Source organism: Streptomyces sp. NBC_00631 (assembly GCF_045206895.1).
In the GTDB taxonomy this organism is placed as follows: Bacteria; Actinomycetota; Actinomycetes; order Streptomycetales; family Streptomycetaceae; genus Streptomyces.
The window spans coordinates 3,499,757-3,522,014 of sequence record NZ_CP107734.1 but is presented as its reverse complement, the minus strand read 5'-3'; the positions used below and the strand labels follow the sequence as shown (position 1 = coordinate 3,522,014).

Genomic DNA, 22,258 nt, shown 5'->3' with positions numbered 1-22,258 from the left:
TCGAGCCGGACGCGACCCTGCATCTGCAGGTCGACGGCCTGCGTGCGGAGCACGCCCTGTGGCAGAAGGGTGACGACGCTCAGCGTGCCCAGGAGATCGCCCGGCAGAAGGCTCAGGCCCTGTGGCAGGAGCACTACGCCCTGCGGGCCGAGAAGGCCGACGCCGAGAAGGCCGACGCTCCGAAGTCCGACGCTCCGAAGGCGGGGCAGGGCAAGGGCGCCCGCCGCGGCGAGGACGGCGCCACGGCGCGTGGTGAGGGGGCCCGGCGGAAGAAGCCGGATGTGCCGGCGCACGACGAGACCCTGCATCTGAAGGTGGACGCCCTGCGGGCGGATGCCACCATGCAGATCCGGGTGATCGAACAACGAAAGCCGGAGCGCGACTCGGAGTCGGAGCCGGCGGCCTCGGGCGGCCGTGCCGAGCGCCGCCGCAGCGCCCGCCCGTCGCCGCGTGGACGGCTGCTGGAGGCGCTCGCGAGGTTCCGGGCCCTCGTGGGGCCCCGACTCGCGCCACTGGCGCCGTACGCGCGCAAACTGCGGCCGATGTACCCACGGCCCGGCCGTACCGGCTGGCGGCGCTGGGTGCCGTCCTGGCGGCAGTGGCTGGGGGCCTGGCTGGGCGGCATCGGACTGACCGGGCTGTTCCTCGTGGTCGCCTACGCGGCGACGGACATACCGTCGAACCTCAACACGTACGCCACCCAGCAGGACAACGTCTACTTCTGGTCCGACGGCACGCCGATGGCCCGGACCGGCTGGGTGCAGCGGCAGGACATGCCGCTCAAGGACATACCCGTGGACGTGCGCTGGGCAGTGCTCGCGGCGGAGAACGAGAGCTTCTACACCGACCCCGGCATATCGGTCAAAGGCATAGCCCGGGCCCTGTATCGCACGGTCGGCGAAGGGGACACCGAGGGCGGCTCCACCATCACCCAGCAATACGTGAAAAACGTGTACCTCACCCAGAACCAGACCATCAGCCGCAAATTCACCGAGGCGATGATCTCCCTCAAGCTCGACAACAAGATGAGCAAGGACCAGATCCTGGAGGGGTACCTCAACACCAGCTGGTTCGGCCGGGGGACGTACGGCATCCAGCGCGCCGCCCAGGCCTACTACGGCAAGGACGTCAGCCAGCTGAACGCCAGCCAGGCCGCCATGCTCGCCTCGCTGCTCAAGGGGGCCGGGCTCTACGACCCGACGCTCAGCCAGGCCAACCACAAGCGAGCGGTCGAGCGCTGGTCCTGGATCCTGGACCGGATGGTCAAGATCGGCAAACTGTCGCCGGCCGAGCGGGCCACGTACAAGACCTTCCCCGAGCCGATCGCGACCAACAAGGTCTACGACACCGGCAACCAGAGCGACTACCTGGTGGAACTCGCCCAGCAGTACGCCAAGAAGTCCGCCCACATCTCCGACAAGCAGTTCGACCTCGGCGGATACCAGATCTACACCACCTTCGACCGCAAGAAGGAGGGCACGCTCACCGACGCCGTGACCAAGGTCCGCAAGAACGCCAAGGAGAGCGACCCCGAGAACGCCAAGGCCGCCCACTACGGCGCCGCCTCGGTCGCGACCGACGGGCGGATCGTCGCCGTGTACGGCGGACCCGACCACCGGACGCAGGGCTACAACGAGTCCAACGCCACCACCGTCCCGGCCGGCACCTCCTTCCTGCCCTTCGTCTACGCCGCCGGGCTGCAGAACGGCATCCACAAGGAACGCGGCGGGGCCGCCACCGACGTCCTGCCCGAGACGCTCTACGACGGCGACGACAAGGTCCCCGTCACCACGCCCGACGGCCCGTACTGGGACCGCAGCGGCAAGAAGGTCTACGCGAAGAACGACGGCGACAAGTCCTACGGGCAGATCAGTCTGGCCAACGCCCTCGCCCAGTCGGTGAACACGCCGTTCATGCAGCTCGGCATGGACACCGGGCTCGACAGGGTGCGGTCCACGGCGGTGGCCTCCGGGCTGCTCTCCGAGAGCATGGGACCCCAGGTGCCCGCACTGTCCATCGGCAGCTCCACCCCCAGCGCGATCCGCATGGCGAGCGGCTACGCCACCTTCGCGGCAGGCGGCGACCACACCGAGCCGTACTCGGTCTCCAAGATCACCCGCAACGGCCGCCGGGTCGCCCTGGACACCCCGCAGCCGACCCGCGCCGTCCGCGACGACGTGGCCGAGGACGTCGAACAGGCGCTCACCGAATCGTTCCGGCTGGCCCACCCGACCCCCGCGCTCACCCACGCGGCGGCCGGAAAGGCCGGCAGCACCTACGCGGGCGGCAAGGACACCGCCGCCTGGTACACCGGCACACTCTCGAAGGTGACGACGTCGGTCGTCGTGTACCGCATCGACCTGAACAAGTCCCTGGAACCGCTCCCGCTCAAGGGAATCGCCGGCTCCGGCACCGACAACGTCCCGTACACGGTCTGGGCACAGGCCATGGGCCTCGACTGACCCCCGAGGCCACGCAGCTCCCCACGCCACCCACCCGCAGAATGAGCCCCGCATGAAGCCCCGCACGAAGCCGACAGCCGGCGGCCACCGCCGCAAGGCGCCCGCCCGTGACCGCCGTCCCGCCCGCCCGGAGGTCATGAGCCTGGCCGCCTTCCTGGTCGTGGCCTCCCTCGTCGCGGGCTATCTGGTGCTCACCAGACAGGACGACACCGCGCCCACCGCCGCCGGGACCACGAAGGCCAGCCCGTCCGCGTCGGCCACCCCCAAGTGGGACGGCAAGACCCACGTCCTGGGCGACGGCTCCACCTCGTACACCGGGCCGCAGAAGGACCAGTTGAAGCCCCAGAAGCTCAAGCCCGGTGAGAAGCCGCCCCAGTTCGTCGTCTTCTCCTGGGACGGCGCCCTGGAGGGCTCCGACCATCTCTTCTCGCACTACCGGGAGATGGCCAAGGAGTACAACGCCCACATGACCTTCTTCCTCACCGGCATCTACCTGCTGCCCAAGAGCAAGAAGACCCTCTACACCGGGCCGATGCACCAGCCAGGCGACGCAGCCATCGACTACGCCACCGACGAGCACATCCGCACCACCCTGGAGCAGCTGCGCGAGGCCTACAACGACGGCAACGAGATCGGCACCCACTTCAACGGCCACTTCTGCGAGAAGAAGGGCGGCGGCGACTGGAGTGTCGAGCAGTGGAAGAGCGAGATCGACCAGTTCTACAAGTTCGTCGAGAACTGGAAGACCAACACCGGCTTCAAGGACATCCCCGCCCTGCCCTTCGACTTCAAGCAGGAGGTCGTCGGCGGCCGAGCCCCCTGCCTGGAGGGCCAGCCCAACCTGCTGAAAGCCCTGCAGAAGTACGGCTACAACTGGAAGTACGACGCCAGCTCCCCCGGCGACTTCCAGATCTGGCCCTCGAAGAAGGACGGCCTCTGGAACTTCCCGCTGGAGATGCTCCCCTACCCCGGCGGTGACTACCAGGGCCTTTCGATGGACTTCAACTTCCTCTACAACCAGTCCAACGGCGAGACCGACGGCGACCCCGCCAAGTACGCCGAATGGGAACAGCAGACGGTCGACTCCTACATGGACGGCTTCAACCGCGTCTACTACGGCAGCCGCGCCCCGCTGTTCATAGGCAACCACTTCGAGGACTGGAACGGCGGCATCTACATGAAGGCCATCGACCAGATCATCCCGAAGATATGCACCAAGAAGGGCGTCAAGTGCGTCTCCTTCAAGGAACTCGCCGACTGGATGGACGCACAGGACCCGGCGACCCTGGCCCGGCTGCGCACCCTGGACCCCGCCCAGGCCCCGGCGGACTGGTCGAGCATCGTGAAGTGAGCCTTGCACCGACTTATGGCAGGCGGTTCAAGTCGGCGCGACAGCAAGCGGATTCCAATCCTGCAACCCCCTTCACAGGAGTCACACACGCCGTGCGAAGATGCCGTCGCCCGGTAGGAGTACCGGCGTAGAGGGGAACATCATTGAAATCCAGAAAACTGAGCCGTAAGCGCAGCCGCGCGGCCATAGTCACGGCGACGGCTGCCTCGGTCGTCGCAGGCGTCGCCTTCGCGGCCAACTGGAGCGCGGGCGCGGCCGTCGTCGACGACCCGACCGTGAACGCCGCGACCAAGGCGACCTTCCAGAAGCTGGCCGACGCGGTCTTCACCGACCGTACCCAGGCTCTCGTACGGGGTGCTTCGCAGAAGCAGCAGACGTCCCGCTTCTCCGGCGACGTCCGGCTCTCCAGCACCCAGTCGCACGACGAGAACGCGGCGCTGACCCAGCTGCGCGGCCGCCAGAACCGCATCGCCAAGGCCGGCGAGACGTACAGCGCCGGTAGCACCCAGGTCACGCTCGACGCGACCCGCGTGACCGGCCGCACCGCCAAGGCCGACGTCACCGAGACCACGACGCTGACCTACGCCAAGGCCGCCGGCAAGGAGCCGAAGTCCACCGGCTTCCAGGCCCACCACGAGCTGACCTTCAAGGCGGACCGGCAGGGCACCTGGCAGCTGACCGGCATCGAGGACACCGACGACGGCGGCCTCGCCGTCAACACGCTGTCCAAGCCCTCGGTCAAGGCGCCCGCCACCGGCGACGACGGCAACACCACGCCGGACGCGCCGCGCGCGGCCATCACGCGCAACCCGACGCCCGTGCCGAAGACGCTCACCGGCGGCACGTACGACTACAAGGCGATGGCCGCCTACGCCGAGAAGTACGTGTACAACTACAACCCGGACTACCCGGACTACAACAACGAGACCGCCGGCGGCGACTGCACCAACTTCGTCAGCCAGTCGCTCAAGGCCGGCGGCTGGAAGCACGTCCCGGGCTACGTGTACGACTACACGAAGTGGTTCGGCACCGCCGACATCCAGTCGGACTCGTTCGTCGGCGTCAACGAGTGGTCCTGGTTCGCCCAGAACTCCAAGCGGACCACCCCGCTCGCCAACGTCTTCCAGGCGCAGGTCGGCGACGTCATCCAGATGGACTTCGACCGGGACGGGGCGAAGGACCACACGATGATCGTCACGTACGTGGCCAACGGCATCCCGTACGTGACCTACCACTCCAACAACACCTACCGCAGGTCGCTGGCGAGCCTCGTCGCGTCGTACCCGAACGCGTACTACTACGCCTACCGCACCTGATCATCGGCCGATACCGCGGTCCGCTGCTCCTCCTCGGGGTGGCGGGCGCGCCAGTACGGGTTGTCGTGCGGCAGGTTCGTACTGACCCTGCCGTACATCCCGAACACCATCAGCACCAGACCCACCACGAAACTGAACAGCACATTCTGGATCTTGAAGGCCAGGAAGTCCGAGTCCGTGTCGAGCAGGCCCAGGAACAGGAAGCCGTTCAGGATGAACAGCACGCCGAGCACCATGTTCAGCGTGGACGCGAAGTTCCCGCCGATCACCATCCCGACGAAGAGCAGCAGCCCGACGCAGATCGACAGCACGCTCAGCGCGCCGTTGGTGTTCAGGCCGATCGCGGTGTTCCCGCCCGTGTCGAAGAAGCCGATGTTGTCGGTGAGCCCAAGGATTCCGAAGGCCAGCAGGAACAGGCCCATCAGGCCCGCCCCGATCCGGTAGACCCGGTTCAGGCGGTGGTCGACGGGCAGTGCCTCGTCGAACATGATCCGCCGCCGCGTCCCCGAGTGCGCTGCGTGTGAGGCCATCTCCGCCTCCCCATCTGGATTGCGGGTCGCCTCCCAATATCCGCCTGTGCCGCAGGGACGGCAAACGGCTCACGGGTGACCGGTGCCCCGGTCCTCCCGGATCTGCGTCACCGTCCGCGCCACCGACTGCCGTACCGCTTCCGTCTCGGTCAGGAAGTGCCAGTAGTCGGGATGCCGTCCCTCCAGCCCCCCGACCGCCCGGTCCAGCCGCGCCACCGCGTCGTCCAGCGGCCGCGCGTGCCGCGGATCCGGACTGGTCCGCCCGGCCATCGCCAGCCGCTGCGCGTCCCGGATCGCGAACCGCGTCCGGTCGATCTCCGCCTGCGGATCCTTCTGCACCGCGTTGAGCCGGCTCAGCCGGTCACCGGCCGCGGAAACCGCCTCGTCCGTACTGTTCAGCAGCGCCCGCACCGTCGACAGCAGTGAGCCGGCGTCCGCCCACCGCTGCGCGTCCCGCGCGGCCTGCGCCTCCCGCAGCTTCACCTCGGCCTGCCGCACGTTCTCGCCGGCCTGCTGCGGCACCTGCTGCAGGTCCTGCCAGCAGGCGGCCGAGAACCGCCGCCGCAGCTCGCTCAGGACCGGGTCCACCTGCCCGGCCCGGGTGGTCAGCGCCTGCGCACGCGTGCGCAGGCTCACCAGCCGGTGATCGATCTCCGCGGCCTTCTCCGGCAGCCGCTCGGCCTCGACCCGGATGGCCTCGGCCTCCCGCTGCACCCGCCCGGCCCGCTCCAGCGTCGCCTGCACGCCGTGCCGGCCCGCACCCTGGTTCAGCCTGGTCAGCTCGGGCGACAGGGCGGCCAGCCGGGCCGCCAGCTCATCCGCCCTGATCGGGGTCTTCCGCACGGCATCGAGCGCGTTGCTGGCCGCCAGCAGGGCCTGCCGGGCCCGCTCCACTGCGGGCGCCAGCCGCGCCAGCTGCGTCTCGGCCTTGCCGAGCAACGGCCCGAGCGACTCACCGAACCGGTCCAACTCCCCCTTGACCCGGACCAGCTCGTCCCGGGCGCCGGAGATCTCCCCCCGCGCCCGCGCCGCCGTGGCGGCCTCAAGGTCGTCCCGATCCAGGTCATAGGCGTCGATGGCCTGGATGTACCGGTTGCTCACCTCGTCGATTCGCCGCCCCAGCGCCTCGAAGTCCGAGACGGCGCGACGGGCGGCCGGCGAGTCGTCCACGGCGGAGATGGTCTCTATCGAGATCCGCAGGTCCCGCTGGGCGGTGTCCAACTCGTAGAACGCGGCGGCCGCGGCGTCCTTGGCCGCCTGCGCCTCCGCCCGCTGACTCTCCGCCCGCCCCCCGAACCACCGCCGGGTCCCGCCACCGGCGAACGCCCCGGGCACCACCAGCACGGCCAGCAACGGCAGCCCCATGAGACCGAGGACATCCCGAAGCGGCGTACGCCGGACCCGCACGGGAGGCGAGTACGACCGCTCGGATACCACCGAAGTCCCCGATGTCCCCGTCACTTATCCCTCTCCCGTGCCGCGCTGCGCCCACTGTGCCGGCGGTTGCTGCAATTCTCCCACTCGTGAAAGACGAACACACGGGCCGGTCAGTTCGCGGTCGGGGCGATCATTCGGCAACGCTCGGGACGACCGGCCTGTAACGGTGCGTGCGGCCGCTCCGGATACGTGTTTGCGGGACAGTGCCCCGGGCAATGTAGGCTGTCGACTCGTCTCGGGTGCGTAGCTCAGGGGTAGAGCGCCTGCCTTACAAGCAGGATGTCGGCGGTTCGAAACCGTCCGCGCCCACGTGAACAGAGGACCCCGGCCGATCCGGCCGGGGTCCTCTGGCGTTCTCAGCCCTCCTCGTGCGCGTGCTTGAGCCGGCTCCGGGCTTCCATGCGGTCCGGGGCCGTGACCTCCGCCCAGAAGCGGTGGCCGCTGACGAACACGGCGAGTTCGTGTTCACGGCGGCGCAGCTTCTCCACCTCGGCCTGTTCGTCCTCGGTCCAGCCCGGGGAGGCGGGGCGCTCCACCTTGCGCCAGCCGCCCAGGTCGCTGAATCCGTCCAGCGGCTCGACCGACCAGGGGAGCCGCTTCAGCAGGGCCGACAGCTCGGCCCGGACCTGATGCAGCTCCTCCTGACCGGCGAGGAGGTCACTCGGAAAGTCATAGGTCGCAGCCACGCGGCAATGGTACGCCTGTTCGATTTTGGGTGGCGAGCTTGTTCGGGGGGTTCGTGTGTTCGAGTGGGGGACGGGACCCCGGCCGGGAGCCGCCCCGCGCGTCCGCTACGGCCGGTGCTGTACGAAGCCGATGGTCAGGTAGGGCTCGCCCGGGCCAGGCGTGCGGTTCCAGGGGCGGGTGCGGAGGGTGTGCAGGCGGCCCTGGGTGAGTGCCAGCCGTGGTAGGCGGACGCCGAACTCGGTGGTGAGGGCCTCAAGGGCGCGGTGCTCGTGCCGCCGGTGCTCGTCGGGGCCGCCCGGCGGGAAGCGGAGAGGTTCCGGGACGGGACCCCGGTGCTCGGTCGTGGTGCCGCGGGCGGTGAAGCCGTACCGCTCCTCGCCGTTCTCCGCGACGGACAGGTGGAAGACGCCGGGGCGGTGGCCGCGCGACGGCTCGCTCCACACCGTGACCGTGCGGGTGCCCCGGGAGGCGGCCAGGCCCGGGGAGACGAGGCGCCGTGCGTCGAAGCCCCCGCCCGGCGCTGCCTCGAACGCGAAGCTCCAGGCGGGGCCCGCCCGGCCGACGGCGGTCAGTGCCGTGTCCGCCCACGGCGGGACGCTCTCGCCGGGGCGGAAACGCGTCCGGGCGTCCCACAGGGTCGCCGGGGCGTTGAGGGCGGCGGGGCCGGTGTCGGTGGCGGCCAGGCGGGACGGGAGCTGCGGCGGTGCCACGCCTTCCACGAGGAGGAAGCGGTACGAGGTGAGGAGGGTGCCGGGGCGCTCGTCGGCCAGCCAGGCCAGGCCCGGTGGGTCCACGTCCGCGGTGGGCGGCGGGATGTCGCCGGGCTGTCCGGCACGGGGTGTGGCGAGGAGTTCCCGGCCGCGGTCCGGTGTGATCAGGGGGCCGAGGAGCGGGTCGGCGCACAGGCCGAGCGGGGCGAGGTGCTCGGGGCTGAGCGGCCGCCAGTCGGGCAGGGCGGCCCGCAGGGTGTGCCAGGCCGCGTCGGTGTCGCCCCAGCGGGCCAGCTCCCGGGCCTCCTCGACGGCCCGGCCGAAGGGGCCTTCGGCGGTGTAGCGGTAGGTGCCTTCCCCTATCTGCCGCCGGACCTCGTCCGCCGCGGCGCGCACCGTGTCGGAGGAACCCGGCAGGTCGGAGGCCCCCATGGGGCCGTCCCGGCGCATGCGGGCCTGCTCGGCCACCAGCACGGGCACGATCTCGGGGGCGTAGACCGGGTCGGCCGCCAGGCCCTGGAAGGACACCATGTACGTCTGCCCGAGCAGCCGGCGGATCTGGTCGTGCAGCCCCGACGCCCGTGGCCTGCCGTAGGCGACCGCCTCCGCCAGGGTGGCCGCGGCCTGCTCGTACCTCCCGGCGAGGGCGTCCAGCCGTGCGGCCGCCACGGAGGCGTCCAGGGCCCGGGTCGTCGCGTTGGCGAACACCGACCCGCCCCGCTCCGAGCGGCTCACCTGCAGGTGGTGGAACTCGCGGTACATCGACGCCATGAACGCCCGGAACGACCCGTACCGCGTCGGCGGTTCGGCGCGCCACGACGCCCACGTGTACACGGCCCACTCACCCGCCTCGTCCACGTCCCCCGGGTCCAGCAGGACGTAGACGGCGTCCGACTCCACGTCCAGTTGCAGGGCCCGGCCCCACATCCCGGCGAGGAGTTCGTCCTCGGGGGTGGGGTCGTCGTCCAGTTCGCCGGGGAAGTACTCGGACAGGCCCGCCGAGTCCTCGTGCCACCGGACCCCGTCGGTGCCGGCGAGCACCCAGACGAAGCCGCCCGCGTGCCGCCAGCCGTCGCTCACCGCGAGGAAGGACCGGTACGACGGCGGCAGCCGGTGCCCGAGCCGCTCCTCCAGTTCGCGTATGCGTTCCTCCGACGCGGGCGGGAACCCCAGCCGGCGCGTCCGCAGGGGCTCTTCGTCCCGCGCCGGTACGTCCCCGTCCTGCGCGTCCGCCCACTCCTGGCTCCACCGCACCAGGAAAGAGCGCCAGCCGTCGCTCGTGTCCGTCATGCCGGTGATCCTCGCAGCCGCCACTGACAACGGCCCCGGCCCGCAATGAGAGCCTGGACGCCACGATCACGTTCCCGCCGGGCGGGAGAACGGAGCAGGGCGGATGAGCGGGCAGCGGCCGACGTTCGTGAAGGTGTGCGGACTCACCCAGGAGCAGCAGATCGACTGGGCCGTCGAGCTGGGCTACGACGCCGTCGGGATCGTCGTCACCCCGAAGAGCAAGCGGTACTGCCCGCCCGAACGGGCCGTGGCGCTCGCCGACCACGCCCGGGGGCGGATCCCCGTCTTCGCCGTGGCCCTGGCGTATGCCGAGACGGCGGCCGTCGCGGACCGCTTCGACGTCATCCAGATCTACGAGACGGCCGACATCCCGAACCTCGCCCTCGCCTCCGGCACCCCGCCCGAGCGGCCGGAGGCGCTCCGGTACTTCTTCTACGACGCGAGCGCGGGCAGCGGCGTGTTCGCGGACATCCCCGGCTGGGTCGGTGACGTGCCGGGGAAGGTGGTGATCGCCGGCGGCCTCGACGAGCACAACGTGGCCGGTGTCATCGAGGAGTTCGGGCCCTACGGCGTGGACGTCTCCAGCAGCGTCGAGACCGCGCCGGGGGTCAAGAGCCGCGAGAGGATGGCCGCGTTCATCGCCGCCGCCCGCACCCCCGGACGTGCCGCCGGGCGCGACGGCCGCTAGCGGCCGGCTTCGCGCAGCTCCCTGACGATGCGGGCCGTCACCGGCACGGGCACGCCGTGCCGGTCCGCCGCGCGCAGCAACGCCCCGCCGATCGCGTCGAGTTCGAGCGGGCGGCCGGCCTCCGCGTCGCGTTGCATCGAGGACTTGGCGGCGGGCGGGAAGGCGTCGTACCGGGCCAGCGCCTGGGCCGGGTCGACGGGGGCGCCGCAGGCGCGGCTGACGGCTGCCGTCTCCGCCACGAGGGACGACAGCTCCTCGCGGTGCCGGGTGCGGGCCTCGCCGAGGGGGAGGGCGTAGCGGGTGGTGAGGAGGGCGAAGGGGGCGAGGAACGCCATCTTCGCCCAGAGGGCGGTGGTCTCGTCCTCCAGGACACGGGTGGCCGGGCCGGCGGCGGTGAGGGCTTCGGCCAGGGCCTTCAGGCGGGGGCGGGGGACCTTGGCGCCGGTCAGGTCGATCTCCGCGAAGGGGCTGGTGTGTTCGACGCGGCCGGGGGCCGTGCGGGTCGACTCGACGCGGATCACGGACGGGGCCACGCGGTCGGGGGCGTAGCGGGCGCGCAGCAGCGCGGGGTGTTCCACGCCGTTCAGGAACGGTATGAGGAGGGCGTCGCCGAGGGCCGCGGGCGGGATCCGGGTGAGGGCCGCGTCCAGGGCGGTGGCCTTGACGGTGACCAGGCAGGCGTCGACCGGCTCGCGGAGGGCCGTGTCGGCCTCCACGGGGGCCCTGAAGTCGCCGAACAGGGCACTGCGGACGTGGATTCCGGTGGTGCGGAGGGTGCGTGCCGTCTCCTGGCCCGCCAGGCAGAGGACGCGGTGGCCGGAGCGGGAGAGCAGGGCGGCGAGCAGGCCGCCGACACCGCCGGGGCCGAGGACGGCGACGGTGAGAGGGGGGACCGGTGCGTTCGGGCCGTCCGGGGTGCCCGGGCCGTCCGGGGTGCCCGGGCTGTTCGGGATGTTCGGCATGGAGTTGTCCTCTCGTCGGTCGGCCCCGGGAGCGGTGGCCGCCTCGGGAAGATCCTCGCAGGAGGGAGGGGGTCTGCGGGAGACTGGGGACATGTGCCGGAGTATCAAGACCCTGCGTCCGCCTCAGCTGGCCGAGGAGGCCACGGAGGAGGAGATCCGTGCTGCCGCGTTGCAGTACGTGCGGAAGGTGTCCGGGTTCCGGGCGCCGGCCGCGCACAACCGTGAGGTGTTCGAGCGGGCGGTGGACGCGGTCGCGGAGGCGACCGCCGCGCTGCTGGGGGGACTGGAGGTGCGGGGGCAGGCGGCCGCGGGTGGGGGCTGAGGTGGGCCGCGCTCCATAGGGGCGCGGGGAACCGCGCGACCAGCCCCCACCGGACCGCGGGGATGCGCACACCGGCCGCCGGGCCCGCGACCGCCTCCCGCGGGCCCGGCGGCCTGCCGCAGCGGGTCTACACCGGCCGGCGTCTTCGCATCAGGTATCCCGCGCCCGCCCCCGCGCCGAACAGTGCTGCCACCGATACCGCCGTGGCCATCCAGGTCGCGCCCAGCCACTGGGCGCCCAGCCAGCCGAGGGCGACGCTGTAGATCGCCCAGGTCAGGCCTGCCAGGGCGGACCAGGGGAGGAAGTCGCGGACGCTGCGGTGGGTCGCGCCGGCGCCGAGGGAGACGATCGAGCGGCCGGCCGGGGCGAAGCGGGCCAGCACCACCAGCGCGCCGCCGCCTCGGGACAGGGCCTCGCCGAGACGTTCCTGCGCGCTGCTCAGCCGCCGGGAGCGGGCGATCGCGCGGTCCAGGCGGGCCCCGCCGCGCCGGGCGAGCCGGTAGGCGACCAGGTCACCGAGGACCGACGCGGTCGCCGCGCAGAGGGTCAGCGCCAGGATGTCCGGCAGGGCGTGCGGCGGGACCTGCCCGGCCGACGCACCGGTGCCCGCCGCCGCTGCCGTGGCCGCGGTGATGACGAGCACCCCGCTCGGCAGGACCGGCAGGAACACATCCAGCAGCACGGAGACGGCCACCATGGCGTATATCCATGGCCCGGCCTCCAGTGACCCCATGCTCTCCCACACGACGGTTCCCCCGCGACTGTCCTGGTGCGCCCCCCGACGACAGCCATACAGCGTACGCGGGGGGTGTGACAGGAGGGTCACGGGGGAACCGCGTCTTCGGCAAAGGGCCGTCGGTGAAAGGTCATGCGGCAGCGTGCGACTCCCTCATGGGGCGGTGAGGACGGACTCCTTCACGGTCTCCAGGGTCCCGTTCCGCCGGGCCCGCTCAAGCCGCAGCCGGGCCGAACGGCCGTGCAGCGTCAGGGTCATGAGCTGGTTGCCGAACCACGGGCCGCCCCTCTTCCGCCAGGTCACCGGTGGTGGCGCACAGCGTCCGTGCCGGGCGAGGCGCCGCCCGAGGAGCCGGGCCAGGGCGCTCCAGCCGAACCGGAAGCCGACCCGGATCGTCGGCGGCACGGAGTTGTGCACGGGGGAGCAAGTGAGCTGCACCACACGGGAGTCGGGCGCGGTTCCGGCGGGCCACGCGGGTTCGGCGACGTACGCGTGATGGACGTCTCCGGAGAGCACGCAGATGGAGGCCGGCGCCCCGGGCCCGGAGCCGGTCCGGGCGAACAGGCCGGCCAGCTCGGCGAAGGACGCCGGGAAGGCCGCCCAGTGCTCCAGGTCGGCCGCGCGGCGCAGCCGTTCCCCGAACCGTGCCCAGCGGGCGCCGCGTTCGCCCCGGCACAGCGCCGCGTCCCAGGTCTCGACGTCGTGTATCAGGTGCGGCAGCAGCCAGGGCAGTGAGCTGCCGACCAGGAGATGGTCGTACGACTCCCGGCCGTCCAGCGCCTGTTCGCGCAGCCACTCGGCCTCGCCCGGGTCGAGCATGGCGCGGTGGTGTTCGTCGAGCACCCGGGCCGCGCGGGTGTCCACCATCAGCAGCCGGACCCGCCCGAAGTCACGCCGGTAACTCCAGCGCACCGAGGCCGGGTCGGTATCGGCCCTGGCGGCGAAGGCGCGCAGTTCGTCGGTGCCGTCGGGGGCGGAGCGTACGGCCGCGTACAGCGGATCGGCGGCCAGCTCGGCGGGGGACAGGTTTCCCAGGTGCTGGTGCACCCAGTACGACATCAGCCCGCTCAGCAGCCGCTCCTGCCACCAGGGCGTGGCGCGCAGGTCGGCCAGCCAGGCCGCGGAGGTGTTCCAGTCGTCGATCACGTCGTGGTCGTCGAAGATCATGCAGCTCGGCACGGTGGAGAGCAGCCAGCGCACCTCCGGGTCCAGCCAGGACTCGTAGTAGAGGCGGGTGTACTCCTCGTAGTCGGCGACCTCGGCGCCGGGCGCGTCCGTGAGGTCGCGGCGGGCGGCCAGCCAGTGCCGGGTGGCCGCCGAGGTCTCGTCGGCGTACACCTGGTCGCCCAGGAGCAGCAGCAGGTCCGGCCGGTCACCGCCCGCGGCGATGCGCGTGGCCAGGCTGTCCAGGGCGTCCGGGCCGACCGGGTCATGGCCGTCGGCCGGGGGAGCGGCCCAGCGGCAGGAGCCGAAGACGACGTCGAGGCCGGCGCCGGCGGCCGGGACGTGGATCACCGAGGGCGGGAAGGGGGAGTCGGGCAGCGGCCACACGCGCGTGCCGTCGAGGAGGACGTCGTACGACGGTGGCGTCCCCGGGGTCAGCCCGGTGACCGGGACCAGGGCGTAGTGGTGGCCGGCCACCTGGAAGGTGCGCGCGGTGCCGCCGGCGCCGTCGGCGCAGCGCACCTCGGCGGCACACGGACGGCTCGCCTCGACCCAGACGGTCGCCGACGAGCCGTCGGTGTATCTCAGCAGCGGTCCCAGGCGCAGTCCGGCCACGATCGCCCGCCCTCTTCCTCGGTCGGTTCGCCCCCGTCGCCCCGTACGGTACGGAACGACGGAGGCCGGCGGGGAGGTTCCGGCGCGGGAAGGAGGCGGGGACAGAGGCCGGGAGAGAGCCGGGGGGCTGGTTCAGCAGGCGGAGAGGTAGCTGGTGAGGGCGCTCTTCTCGGCGGAGTCCACGGAGAGGTTGTAGTAGTACTTCACCTGGACCCAGGCGCGGACGTAGGTGCAGCGGTAGGACGTGAGCGAGGGCATCCACTCGGCCGGGTCCTTGTCGCCCTTGGACTGGTTCACGTTGTCCGTGACGGCGAGGAGCTGGGGGCGGGTGACGTCGTTGGCGAGAGCCTCGCGCTGGGCCGTGGTCCACTTGCTCGCGCCGGAGTCCCAGGCCTCGGCGAGCGGGACGAGGTGGTCGATGTCGACGTCGGAGGCGGCGGTCCAGGTGGCGCCGTCGTAGGGGGAGTACCAGCTGCCGCTGGTGGCGGTGCAGGCGGAGTTGGTGACGACGTTCGTACCGTCGCGCTTGAGGATCCACTCACGGGTGTTGCAGGTGCCGCTGATGGTGTCCCAGGTCGGGAAGAGGTCGCGGTCGTAACCGGTGCGGTTCTCGGTGGCCACGGTGAGCGAGGCGAGGTAGGTGCGGGCGGTGGCGGCGCTGACCGGGGTGGGGAGGGCGGCGGAGGCGCTCGGGGAGTTGAAGAGGGCGGCAGAGGCTATGAGTCCGGTAAGAGCGGCGAGTATGCTGACTCGTCGACGCGCGTAGAACTTCGGCATGCGAACTCCCTGGTGGGGGTGGGGTGTTGGAGCGTGAGCGAGGGAATGCTCGCGCCGCCGTGTTGCCGGTGGGTGAGCGTTCGGTAAGAAACTAGTGACGTGTTCATGACACGACAAGACATGCGACGTGACTCACAGGCGGGAGCTTTGGCCTTGGGATCGATGGCGCGGTCACGTAGTCTTTACGGCGTTGAAGGGGAGTAGCTCTTCGCCGGACCGTCGACATACTGCTCAGCCCGTCTGAGCCGGCGCCCGGAGGCGGACCTCGGCCATCGCGGCCGTGGGGGCGCCAGCGAGACCTTCGGCAAGCAGTGCACGCCCGTGCCGTACGGCACGGGTGACCGTGTGCGCTGCCCTGCCGAGGTGTTCGTCTGCGAAGCGTGGTGCTCTCGGTGGGGCGGTGGCCCCGACCGATTGAGGACCCTTGATCAGCATCACCGTGACGGCGCTCGTCTTCGGCGTCATCTTCCTCGCCGAACTGCCCGACAAGACCGCGCTCGCCGGTCTCGTCCTGGGTACGCGCTACCGGGCGTCGTACGTCTTCGCCGGTGTCGCCGCGGCCTTCCTGCTGCATGTCGTGCTCGCCGTGGCGGCGGGCAGCGTCCTGACCCTGCTCCCGCAGCAGATCGTGCACGCGCTGACCGGCGTGCTCTTCCTCGGCGGCGCTGCCGTGCTGCTGCTGAAGAAGGGCGAGGAGGAAGAGGAGATCCGCAAGCCGGCCGACCAGTCCTTCTGGAAGGTCGCCGGTACCGGGTTCATGCTCATCCTGGTCGCCGAGTTCGGGGACCTCACGCAGATCATGACGGCGAACCTCGCGGCGCGCTACGACGATCCGCTGTCCGTCGGCCTCGGCGCGGTGCTCGGCCTGTGGGCGGTGGCCGGGCTCGGCATCGTCGGCGGCAGGGCGCTGATGAAGAAGGTGCCGCTGCGGCTGATCACGCAGATCGCGGCGGTGCTGATGCTGGCGCTGGGTGTGTGGAGCCTGTGGGAGGCGATCGCGGGCTGAGCCCGCCCCGGCCGGCTGGGCCCGTTCCCGCGGGCCTGCGAGCTGAAGAGTCGGTGAACGGTCGGCGAAGGCGGTGGCGGGATCGGCCCTCTCTTTTGTACCGTGGAGAAACAAAGTGGCTCCCGCCCGTTTTCCCTGACCGGCGGGCGGGGCCGCCTTGTTTCTTCCCGGCCCGCTTTCGGCCTGTGCACTAGGAGCTGCCCGATGACGGCCACCGTCCTCACCGCCCGCGCCCTCCTGCTCGACATGGACGGCACCCTCGTCAACTCCGACGCCGTCGTGGAACGCATCTGGCGGCGCTGGTCCGAGCGGCACGGGCTGGACGGCGACGAGGTCATGAAGGTCGTCCACGGGCGCCAGGGGCATGCGTCCATGGCGGTGCTGCTGCCGGACCGGCCGATGAAGCAGAACCTCGCGGACAACGCGCGGATGCTGGCGGAGGAGACCGCCGACACGGAGGGCGTGGTGGAGATCCCCGGCGCCGCGGCCTTCCTCGCCTCCCTCCAGGGGCTGCCGCACGCGCTGGTGACCTCGGCGGACGTGGCGCTGTCGACGGTCCGGATGGCCGCGGCGGGGCTGCCGCTGCCGGCGGTACGGGTGACCGCGGAGTCGGTGGGGGCCAGCAAGCCGGACCCCGAGGGCTTTCTGAAGGGGGCGGCGGAGCTGGGGATCGCTCCGGCGGACTGCGTGGTGTTCGAGGACTCGGGCGCGGGGATCGCCGCGGGACGGGCGGCCGGGATGCGGGTCGTGGGGGTCGGCGCGCGGGCCGCGGCGCACGGGCCGGATGTGGTGGTGCGGGACCTGACGGGCGTGCGGGTGGAAGCGGCGGCCGACGGTTCCCTCCGGCTGCACGTCGACGGCGCCTGAGGCCGGGGGTCGGGGCGCTCACCGGCGCTTGCAGGGTGCCGCCGCGCCCACCCTCCCCCACGCTCGGCTTCGCTCGCGCGGGGACCCCCATCGCCCCAGCGGCACGACTGCCCGCGGCTGGGAAGAAGCGCCGGCAGTGGCGCCCCTCCAGGGCGCGGGGAACTGCGCGACCAGCCCCCACTCACCCGCAGCCACCCACGGCCGCAACCGCCCCCACCATCACCCACCCGCGCCCGCCAAGACACCCCCCGTCGGCCCGCCCCCCTACGGCTTCGTCGTCTCCGATTCCAGCGCCGCCCGCGTAGCCGCCCCGTACACCCCCGCCTCGTCGGTCAGGACGCCCCGGGTCACCTGGTACGTCCGCACCGCGTTCTCGGTCTTGGTGTCGTAGTGGCCGTCTGCCGTCCCCGAGAAGAGGCCCACCTGCTCCAGCCTGAGCTGGAGTTCCGTGACCTCCGTGCCGCTGTCGCCGGGGCGGAGGACCGGCGGTGTGCTGGGCCGGGCGGAGGCGGACGTGCCGGTCACCGGCGCCGACCGGGTCGGAGTGGCGATCGGGGAGGACGTCGCGGACGGGGTCGCGCTGGGCGCGGTCGGCGACGGGGTGGCGGAAGGGCTCGGGCTGGCGGACGGTGACGGGGAGGTCGCCGTCGGGGACGGGGACCTCGTCGGCGACGCGGCCGACGGCGAACCCGGTGTGACGTCCGGGACGCTCTCCCGTACGTCGTTCGGGGCCGCCCCGTCCCGCGTCGGCGTCAGGTGGGAGAAGAGGCCGTTCACGAAGCCCGCCACCGCGAGGATCGCCACCACCGTCCCGGCGATGGACAGCAGCAGCGTCCGCCGGGGCCTACGGCGGGCTTCCTCCTCCCCGGCACCGGAATCGAAGGCCTCCGGTCCGAGGTCCGGCCCGGCGTCCGGTTCGAGGTCCGGCCCGACGCCCGGCCCCGGTACCGCCCGCAGCGGCATGGTCGCCTCGGCCATCGGTGACTGCTCGGCCACCGGCAACGGTGCGGTCGCCTCGCCGTCGGCCCCCGCGCCCGTGCCCGCCCCCTCGACGTCGATGTACGGCCGTATCCGCAGCGGGTCGAAGTCCTCCGCCGCCGCCTGTTCGGCCGTACGCGCGTCGCGCAGCGCGTCGGAGGTCCGCTGGTTGCAGTCGCAGGAGGGGGAGCCGTCCGGCCCCTTCGGTGTCCCGCACTCCGGGCACTGGTGGCCCCCGGTCGTATCCGTCACGGCGTTCGTCCCTCCCCTCACGAACTCCACAGATTATGCAGAGCACCCACACGTACGTTCGCCGGAACCCCTCGTCTCAGCAGTCCCGAAAAGGACTCGACGGGCCATACCGGGTGACACCGCCCACCATGGAAGATGGTCGAGAGCCCCGGGAGGTCTCCATGGCCCTGGAAGCGACGCACACCCCGGCCAAGGGCGCGGAACGCGTACCCGGCAACGTGCTGGTCCCGATCGGCGCGCTGCTGCTCGGGCTGCTGCTGGCCGCGCTGGACCAGACGATCGTGTCGACGGCCCTGCCCACCATCGTCAGCGACCTCGGAGGGCTTGAGCATCTGTCGTGGGTGGTCACCGCGTACCTGCTGGCCTCCACCGCCGCCACCCCGCTGTGGGGCAAGCTCGGCGACCAGTACGGGCGCAAGCGGCTCTTCCAGCTCGCGATCGTGATCTTCCTCGTCGGGTCGGCGCTGTGCGGGATGGCCCGGAACATGGGCGAGCTCATCGGCTTCCGCGCGTTGCAGGGGCTGGGCGGCGGCGGGCTCATGGTGCTGTCGATGGCGATCGTGGGGGACATCGTGCCGCCGCGTGAACGAGGGCGCTACCAAGGGCTGTTCGGCGCCGTCTTCGGCGCCACCAGCGTGCTCGGGCCGCTGCTCGGCGGGGTGCTCACCGAGCACCTGAGCTGGCGCTGGGTGTTCTACGTCAACCTGCCCGTCGGCGTCGTCGCGCTCGCCGTGATCGCCGCCGCGCTGCACATCCCGCGCCGGACCGCCCGCCACGTCATCGACTACCTCGGCACCTTCCTGATCGCCGCCGTCGCGACCTGCCTGGTGCTGGTGGCCTCGCTGGGCGGCACGACGTGGGCGTGGGGGTCGCCGCGGATCACCGGGCTCGCGGCCGTCGGGGTCGTCCTCGCCGTCGCCTTCGTGGCCGTCGAGCGGCGGGCCGCCGAACCCGTGCTGCCGCTCAAGCTGTTCCGCGTCCGCACCTTCACCCTCGCCGCCGTGATCAGCTTCATCGTCGGGTTCGCGATGTTCGGCGCGATGACCTATCTGCCGACCTTCCTCCAGGTCGTGCAGGGCATATCGCCGACCCTGTCCGGCGTGCACATGCTGCCGATGGTGATCGGCCTGCTGCTGTCCTCCACCCTCTCCGGGCAGATCGTCAGCCGTACCGGCCGCTGGAAGGTGTTCCCGGTCTCGGGGACCGCCGTGACCACCATCGGTCTGCTGCTGCTCCACCGGCTCGACGAGCACAGCTCGACCGCCGAGATGAGCAGCTACTTCTTCGTCTTCGGCCTGGGCCTCGGACTGGTCATGCAGGTGCTGGTGCTGATCGTGCAGAACTCCGTCTCGTACGAGGACCTCGGCGTCGCCACCTCCGGCGCGACCTTCTTCCGCTCCATCGGGGCCTCCTTCGGCGTCGCCCTCTTCGGTTCCGTCTTCGCGGGCCGCCTCGCGGACAAGCTCGCCGACGCCTTCCGGGGCGTCCGGCTCCCGCCAGGGGCCACCCCGGACGCCCTCAAGGCCGACCCGCGGGGCATAGCCACCCTGCCGCCCGCACTGCGGCCGGCGGCCCTGCACGCGTACGCGTCCTCGATCACCGACGTCTTCCTGTACGCCGCCCCGGTCGCCCTCCTCGGCTTCGTCCTCGCCTGGTTCCTCAAGGAGGACCGGCTGCGCGGCTCGGTCACCGCGCCGGACGCCTCCGAGACCATCCCGCCCAACCCGGTCCAGCGGTCCTCGTACGACGAGTGCTCCCGGGCGCTGTCCCTGCTCGGCACCCGGGAGGGCCGCCGGGAGATCTACCGGAAGATCAACGAGCGGGCCGGGTACGGGGACCTGCTGCCCGCCGCCGGCTGGCTGCTGCTGCGGATCCGGAGATACGGCTCGGAGGAGCCGGGGCGGCTCGCCGAGCGCGGCCCGGTCCCGCTGAACGTGGTGCTGGAGGGCGCACGCCAGCTGGAGGAGCGGCACCTCGCCGACCGTCTGGGCCTCGACCTGACCCTCAGCGACCGGGGCCGCGAGGTCGCCGAACGGCTCACCAAGGCCCGCGAGGAGTCCCTGGCCGAACTCCTCGGCGACTGGTGGAGCCCGGACCGGCCCACCGACCTGGACCGCCTGGTCCGGGAGCTGACCGACGAACTGTGCGGCACCGAACGCGAACAGCCGCAGCACCCGGCGCCCCGGCAGGCCGGCCGGCTCAGCTGAGGAGTTCCTTGCGGAACCAGTGCCCGGCGTAGACGTCGTCGTTGTGCGGCGCGGTCTCCGTGTAGCCGAGCCGCGCGTACAGGGCGCGGGCCTCCACCAGGTCGGAGCGGGTGTCGAGCAGGATCCGCTCGGCCTCCAGGGCACGGGCCGCGTCCTCGGCCGCCGCGACGAGGAGGGCCGCGCCGCCCCTGCCGCGCAGCCGCTCGTGCACGAAGACCCGGGTGAGCTCCGCGGTGGCCGGGTCCAGGAGCCGTACACCCGCGCTGCCGGCCGGCTCGGCGTCGTACCGCGCGATCAGCAACCGTCCGGTGGGCGGGGCGAGTTCGGTCCCCGGCCGGGCGGCGATCTCCCGCTCCAGCTCGGCCGGGTCGGTGCGGCGGCCCTCGTGGAGCAGGTACCAGCGGTCGCTGACCTCCGTGTAGTACGCCCGCCACAGGGCGAGGGCCGAGGGTGAGCCGGGGGGTTCCGTGGTGATCGTCCAGGAGGCCATGGACCGTAGTCTCAGGCGGACCCGGGGTGCCTGCGCAACCGGATATGCGTGACCTCGGGGGAGTCGAGCACCCGGGTCCTGCGCCACTCGACGTGGCCGTGGTTCCCGGGGAATTCTCCGTGGCTGTTTGCGGGGCGGTGTGCGGGTCACCCGAAGGGGGAGACGGCCCGTCGGGCCGAGACACCGGAAGGCAACCATGTCCACAGGCTTGATCATCGCGATCGTGATCGTGGCCGCCGTGGTCGTAGTCGCGGCCGTACTGGCCGCGCGCTCCAGGGGCAGCGGCCCGCAGGGTCTGAAGCGGCGCTTCGGACCCGAGTACGAGCGGACGGTGGCCCAGCACGGCGGCGACACCAAGGCGGCCGAGCGAGAGCTCGCCGAGCGGGTGCAGCGCCACGGCGGACTGCACGAGCGCGAACTGGACCCGGCGGAGCGCGAACGCTACGCCGCTCGCTGGACGACCGCCCAGGAGCATTTCGTCGAATCGCCCCGCGAGTCGGTGACCGAGGCAGACCGGCTGCTCGCCGAGGTGGCGGCCGCCCGCGGCTTCCCGGCCGGTGCCCAGTACGACGAGCAGGTCGCCGCCCTCTCCGTGCACCATGCGGACCACGTCGACGGCTACCGCCGCGTCCACCGCGCCGCCCTGGCACCCGTGGGCGGCTCCCCGCTCAGCCAGGCCGGGACCGAGGAGATGCGGACCGCCATGATCGAGGCCCGCTCCCTCTTCGACGACCTGGTCACCCCGGCGTCCCATGAGCACGGCCGCCACCGCGCCGACGCCGGTGCCGACACCGGCGGCCATCTGCCCTGGTCCGCCAACCAAAGCCGCCCGAAGGAGAGTTGACCGACATGACCGATGCCAGGACAGGATCCGGCCGCCAGCCGCTCGGCGGCGACGGCTATCCCGGCGGTACAGCGATGCCGGGACGTGAGGAGCAGACCACCGACTGGGGCGACGCCTCCGTGAGCGGGGTCACTCCCGGGCAGAAGGAACCCGGACGCACGGCTGACCGGGAAGCTCCGGGGCAGGAGGAACCCGGACGCACGGCTGACCGGGAAGCTCCCGGGCAGGCGGTGCTGGTGGCCGGCGAGGGCCCCGGGCACGAGACGGACGCGGCCCGCGGCGGCGAGCAGCTGATGCCCCACGAGGAGTGCGGAGAGCTGGAGCGCCGTCTCCAGCAGGCGGTCACCGGTTTCGTCGATGAGCCGCGGACGGCCGTCGAGGAGGCCGACCGGGCCGTGGAGGAGATCAGCGCCCGCTTCACCGACGCCGTAGAGCGGCGCCGCCGTACCCTGCGCGGCAGCTGGCAGTCCGCCGACGCGAGCCACCCCGGCAGCGCCGACACCGAGCAGCTCCGGCTGGCCCTGCGCGACTACCGCGAACTGGCGGACCGGCTGCTGCACATCTGAC

The 22,258-nt window shown here is 72.0% G+C and carries 20 protein-coding genes and 1 tRNA gene; 11 read left to right on the top strand and 10 right to left on the bottom strand.

Annotated elements, in window-relative coordinates; all coding sequences use genetic code 11:
• Positions 1-17 precede the first annotated feature (17 nt).
• The 3 genes from OHB00_RS16225 (at position 18) to OHB00_RS16215 (ending at position 5,129) form a co-directional block, all read left to right on the top strand.
• Positions 18-2,462, top strand: coding sequence for a transglycosylase domain-containing protein (locus OHB00_RS16225; protein ID WP_406445809.1), 2,445 nt, complete (start codon positions 18-20; stop codon positions 2,460-2,462).
• Positions 2,463-2,514: 52 nt separating this feature from the next.
• Positions 2,515-3,813 (top strand): hypothetical protein, encoded by a 1,299-nt coding sequence (locus OHB00_RS16220; protein WP_406435522.1) that lies wholly within the window; start codon positions 2,515-2,517, stop codon positions 3,811-3,813.
• Positions 3,814-3,956: 143 nt separating this feature from the next.
• Complete coding sequence (locus tag OHB00_RS16215; protein WP_406435520.1) at positions 3,957-5,129, top strand: amidase domain-containing protein; 1,173 nt, start codon at positions 3,957-3,959, stop codon at positions 5,127-5,129.
• Here OHB00_RS16215 and OHB00_RS16210 read toward each other — a convergent pair.
• Positions 5,117-5,659, bottom strand: a complete 543-nt coding sequence (locus tag OHB00_RS16210) for a DUF4383 domain-containing protein (protein ID WP_406435518.1) — start codon at positions 5,657-5,659, stop codon at positions 5,117-5,119. The two genes, OHB00_RS16215 and OHB00_RS16210, sit on opposite strands and share 13 nt — an antisense overlap.
• A gap of 69 nt (positions 5,660-5,728) precedes the next feature.
• A complete protein-coding gene (locus OHB00_RS16205; RefSeq protein WP_406435516.1) occupies positions 5,729-7,024 on the bottom strand; it encodes a hypothetical protein in 1,296 nt (431 codons plus the stop codon).
• Positions 7,025-7,333: 309 nt separating this feature from the next.
• On the opposite strand from OHB00_RS16205, the gene OHB00_RS16200 reads away from it, so the two are divergent.
• A tRNA-Val gene (locus OHB00_RS16200) sits at positions 7,334-7,405 on the top strand.
• A gap of 47 nt (positions 7,406-7,452) precedes the next feature.
• Here the strand turns inward: OHB00_RS16200 and OHB00_RS16195 are convergent.
• Complete coding sequence (locus OHB00_RS16195) at positions 7,453-7,782, bottom strand: hypothetical protein (protein ID WP_406435514.1); 330 nt, start codon at positions 7,780-7,782, stop codon at positions 7,453-7,455.
• A gap of 105 nt (positions 7,783-7,887) precedes the next feature.
• Positions 7,888-9,783, bottom strand: coding sequence for an SMI1/KNR4 family protein (locus OHB00_RS16190; RefSeq protein ID WP_406435513.1), 1,896 nt, complete (start codon positions 9,781-9,783; stop codon positions 7,888-7,890).
• Between the two features lie 103 nt (positions 9,784-9,886).
• On the opposite strand from OHB00_RS16190, the gene OHB00_RS16185 reads away from it, so the two are divergent.
• Entirely contained in the window at positions 9,887-10,471 is a 585-nt protein-coding gene (locus tag OHB00_RS16185) for a phosphoribosylanthranilate isomerase (RefSeq protein ID WP_406435511.1), read from the top strand.
• Here OHB00_RS16185 and OHB00_RS16180 read toward each other — a convergent pair.
• Positions 10,468-11,433, bottom strand: a complete 966-nt coding sequence (locus OHB00_RS16180) for a ketopantoate reductase family protein (protein WP_406435509.1) — start codon at positions 11,431-11,433, stop codon at positions 10,468-10,470. The genes OHB00_RS16185 and OHB00_RS16180 overlap by 4 nt on opposite strands.
• 91 nt (positions 11,434-11,524) lie before the next feature.
• Between OHB00_RS16180 and OHB00_RS16175 the strand changes: the two genes are divergently transcribed.
• A complete protein-coding gene (locus tag OHB00_RS16175) occupies positions 11,525-11,755 on the top strand; it encodes a DUF2277 domain-containing protein (protein ID WP_365805036.1) in 231 nt (76 codons plus the stop codon).
• A gap of 127 nt (positions 11,756-11,882) precedes the next feature.
• Here OHB00_RS16175 and OHB00_RS16170 read toward each other — a convergent pair whose 3' ends face one another.
• The 3 genes from OHB00_RS16170 to OHB00_RS16160 all read right to left on the bottom strand — a co-directional run bounded on the left by OHB00_RS16170 (position 11,883) and on the right by OHB00_RS16160 (position 15,047).
• Positions 11,883-12,500 carry a DedA family protein gene (locus OHB00_RS16170; protein WP_406435507.1) on the bottom strand — a complete coding sequence of 206 codons (618 nt, stop codon included), beginning with the start codon at positions 12,498-12,500 and terminating at the stop codon, positions 11,883-11,885.
• A 144-nt stretch (positions 12,501-12,644) separates the two neighbouring features.
• Positions 12,645-14,270 carry an alkaline phosphatase D family protein gene (locus OHB00_RS16165; protein ID WP_406435505.1) on the bottom strand — a complete coding sequence of 542 codons (1,626 nt, stop codon included), beginning with the start codon at positions 14,268-14,270 and terminating at the stop codon, positions 12,645-12,647.
• 132 nt (positions 14,271-14,402) lie between these two features.
• On the bottom strand, positions 14,403-15,047 hold the full coding sequence (locus OHB00_RS16160) for an HNH endonuclease family protein (protein ID WP_406435503.1): 645 nt from the start codon (positions 15,045-15,047) through the stop codon (positions 14,403-14,405).
• 424 nt (positions 15,048-15,471) lie between these two features.
• On the opposite strand from OHB00_RS16160, the gene OHB00_RS16155 reads away from it, so the two are divergent.
• Both OHB00_RS16155 and OHB00_RS16150 read left to right on the top strand, forming a co-directional pair.
• Entirely contained in the window at positions 15,472-16,053 is a 582-nt protein-coding gene (locus tag OHB00_RS16155) for a TMEM165/GDT1 family protein (protein WP_406435501.1), read from the top strand.
• A gap of 204 nt (positions 16,054-16,257) precedes the next feature.
• Positions 16,258-16,920, top strand: coding sequence for an HAD-IA family hydrolase (locus OHB00_RS16150; protein ID WP_406435500.1), 663 nt, complete (start codon positions 16,258-16,260; stop codon positions 16,918-16,920).
• Positions 16,921-17,184: 264 nt separating this feature from the next.
• On the opposite strand, the gene OHB00_RS16145 is transcribed toward OHB00_RS16150, so the two are convergent.
• A complete protein-coding gene (locus OHB00_RS16145) occupies positions 17,185-18,150 on the bottom strand; it encodes a peptidoglycan-binding protein (protein ID WP_406435498.1) in 966 nt (321 codons plus the stop codon).
• 161 nt (positions 18,151-18,311) lie between these two features.
• Between OHB00_RS16145 and OHB00_RS16140 the strand changes: the two genes are divergently transcribed.
• Positions 18,312-20,357, top strand: coding sequence for a DHA2 family efflux MFS transporter permease subunit (locus tag OHB00_RS16140; RefSeq protein WP_406435496.1), 2,046 nt, complete (start codon positions 18,312-18,314; stop codon positions 20,355-20,357).
• On the opposite strand, the gene OHB00_RS16135 is transcribed toward OHB00_RS16140, so the two are convergent.
• Positions 20,350-20,847 (bottom strand): GNAT family N-acetyltransferase, encoded by a 498-nt coding sequence (locus tag OHB00_RS16135; RefSeq protein ID WP_406435494.1) that lies wholly within the window; start codon positions 20,845-20,847, stop codon positions 20,350-20,352. The genes OHB00_RS16140 and OHB00_RS16135 overlap by 8 nt on opposite strands.
• A 196-nt stretch (positions 20,848-21,043) precedes the next feature.
• Between OHB00_RS16135 and OHB00_RS16130 the strand changes: the two genes are divergently transcribed.
• Positions 21,044-21,691 carry a hypothetical protein gene (locus OHB00_RS16130; protein WP_406435493.1) on the top strand — a complete coding sequence of 216 codons (648 nt, stop codon included), beginning with the start codon at positions 21,044-21,046 and terminating at the stop codon, positions 21,689-21,691.
• Positions 21,692-21,696: 5 nt separating this feature from the next.
• Positions 21,697-22,257: a hypothetical protein gene (locus OHB00_RS16125; RefSeq protein ID WP_406435491.1), complete on the top strand. Its 561-nt coding sequence runs from the start codon at positions 21,697-21,699 to the stop codon at positions 22,255-22,257.
• The last annotated feature ends 1 nt before the right edge of the window (position 22,258 follow it).

What these genes read in the sequence shown, in the direction of transcription:
- OHB00_RS16220 (WP_406435522.1), top strand. Translation starts at nt 2,515, where the DNA reads ATGAAGCCCCGCACGAAGCCGACAGCCGGCGGCCACCGCCGCAAGGCG.
- OHB00_RS16210 (WP_406435518.1), bottom strand. Translation starts at nt 5,659, where the DNA reads ATGGCCTCACACGCAGCGCACTCGGGGACGCGGCGGCGGATCATGTTC.
- OHB00_RS16205 (WP_406435516.1), bottom strand. Translation starts at nt 7,024, where the DNA reads ATGGGGCTGCCGTTGCTGGCCGTGCTGGTGGTGCCCGGGGCGTTCGCC.
- OHB00_RS16190 (WP_406435513.1), bottom strand. Translation starts at nt 9,783, where the DNA reads ATGACGGACACGAGCGACGGCTGGCGCTCTTTCCTGGTGCGGTGGAGC.
- OHB00_RS16185 (WP_406435511.1), top strand. Translation starts at nt 9,887, where the DNA reads ATGAGCGGGCAGCGGCCGACGTTCGTGAAGGTGTGCGGACTCACCCAG.
- OHB00_RS16180 (WP_406435509.1), bottom strand. Translation starts at nt 11,433, where the DNA reads ATGCCGAACATCCCGAACAGCCCGGGCACCCCGGACGGCCCGGGCACC.
- OHB00_RS16175 (WP_365805036.1), top strand. Translation starts at nt 11,525, where the DNA reads ATGTGCCGGAGTATCAAGACCCTGCGTCCGCCTCAGCTGGCCGAGGAG.
- OHB00_RS16160 (WP_406435503.1), bottom strand. Translation starts at nt 15,047, where the DNA reads ATGCCGAAGTTCTACGCGCGTCGACGAGTCAGCATACTCGCCGCTCTT.
- OHB00_RS16150 (WP_406435500.1), top strand. Translation starts at nt 16,258, where the DNA reads ATGACGGCCACCGTCCTCACCGCCCGCGCCCTCCTGCTCGACATGGAC.
- OHB00_RS16140 (WP_406435496.1), top strand. Translation starts at nt 18,312, where the DNA reads ATGGCCCTGGAAGCGACGCACACCCCGGCCAAGGGCGCGGAACGCGTA.
- OHB00_RS16135 (WP_406435494.1), bottom strand. Translation starts at nt 20,847, where the DNA reads ATGGCCTCCTGGACGATCACCACGGAACCCCCCGGCTCACCCTCGGCC.
- OHB00_RS16130 (WP_406435493.1), top strand. Translation starts at nt 21,044, where the DNA reads ATGTCCACAGGCTTGATCATCGCGATCGTGATCGTGGCCGCCGTGGTC.
- OHB00_RS16125 (WP_406435491.1), top strand. Translation starts at nt 21,697, where the DNA reads ATGACCGATGCCAGGACAGGATCCGGCCGCCAGCCGCTCGGCGGCGAC.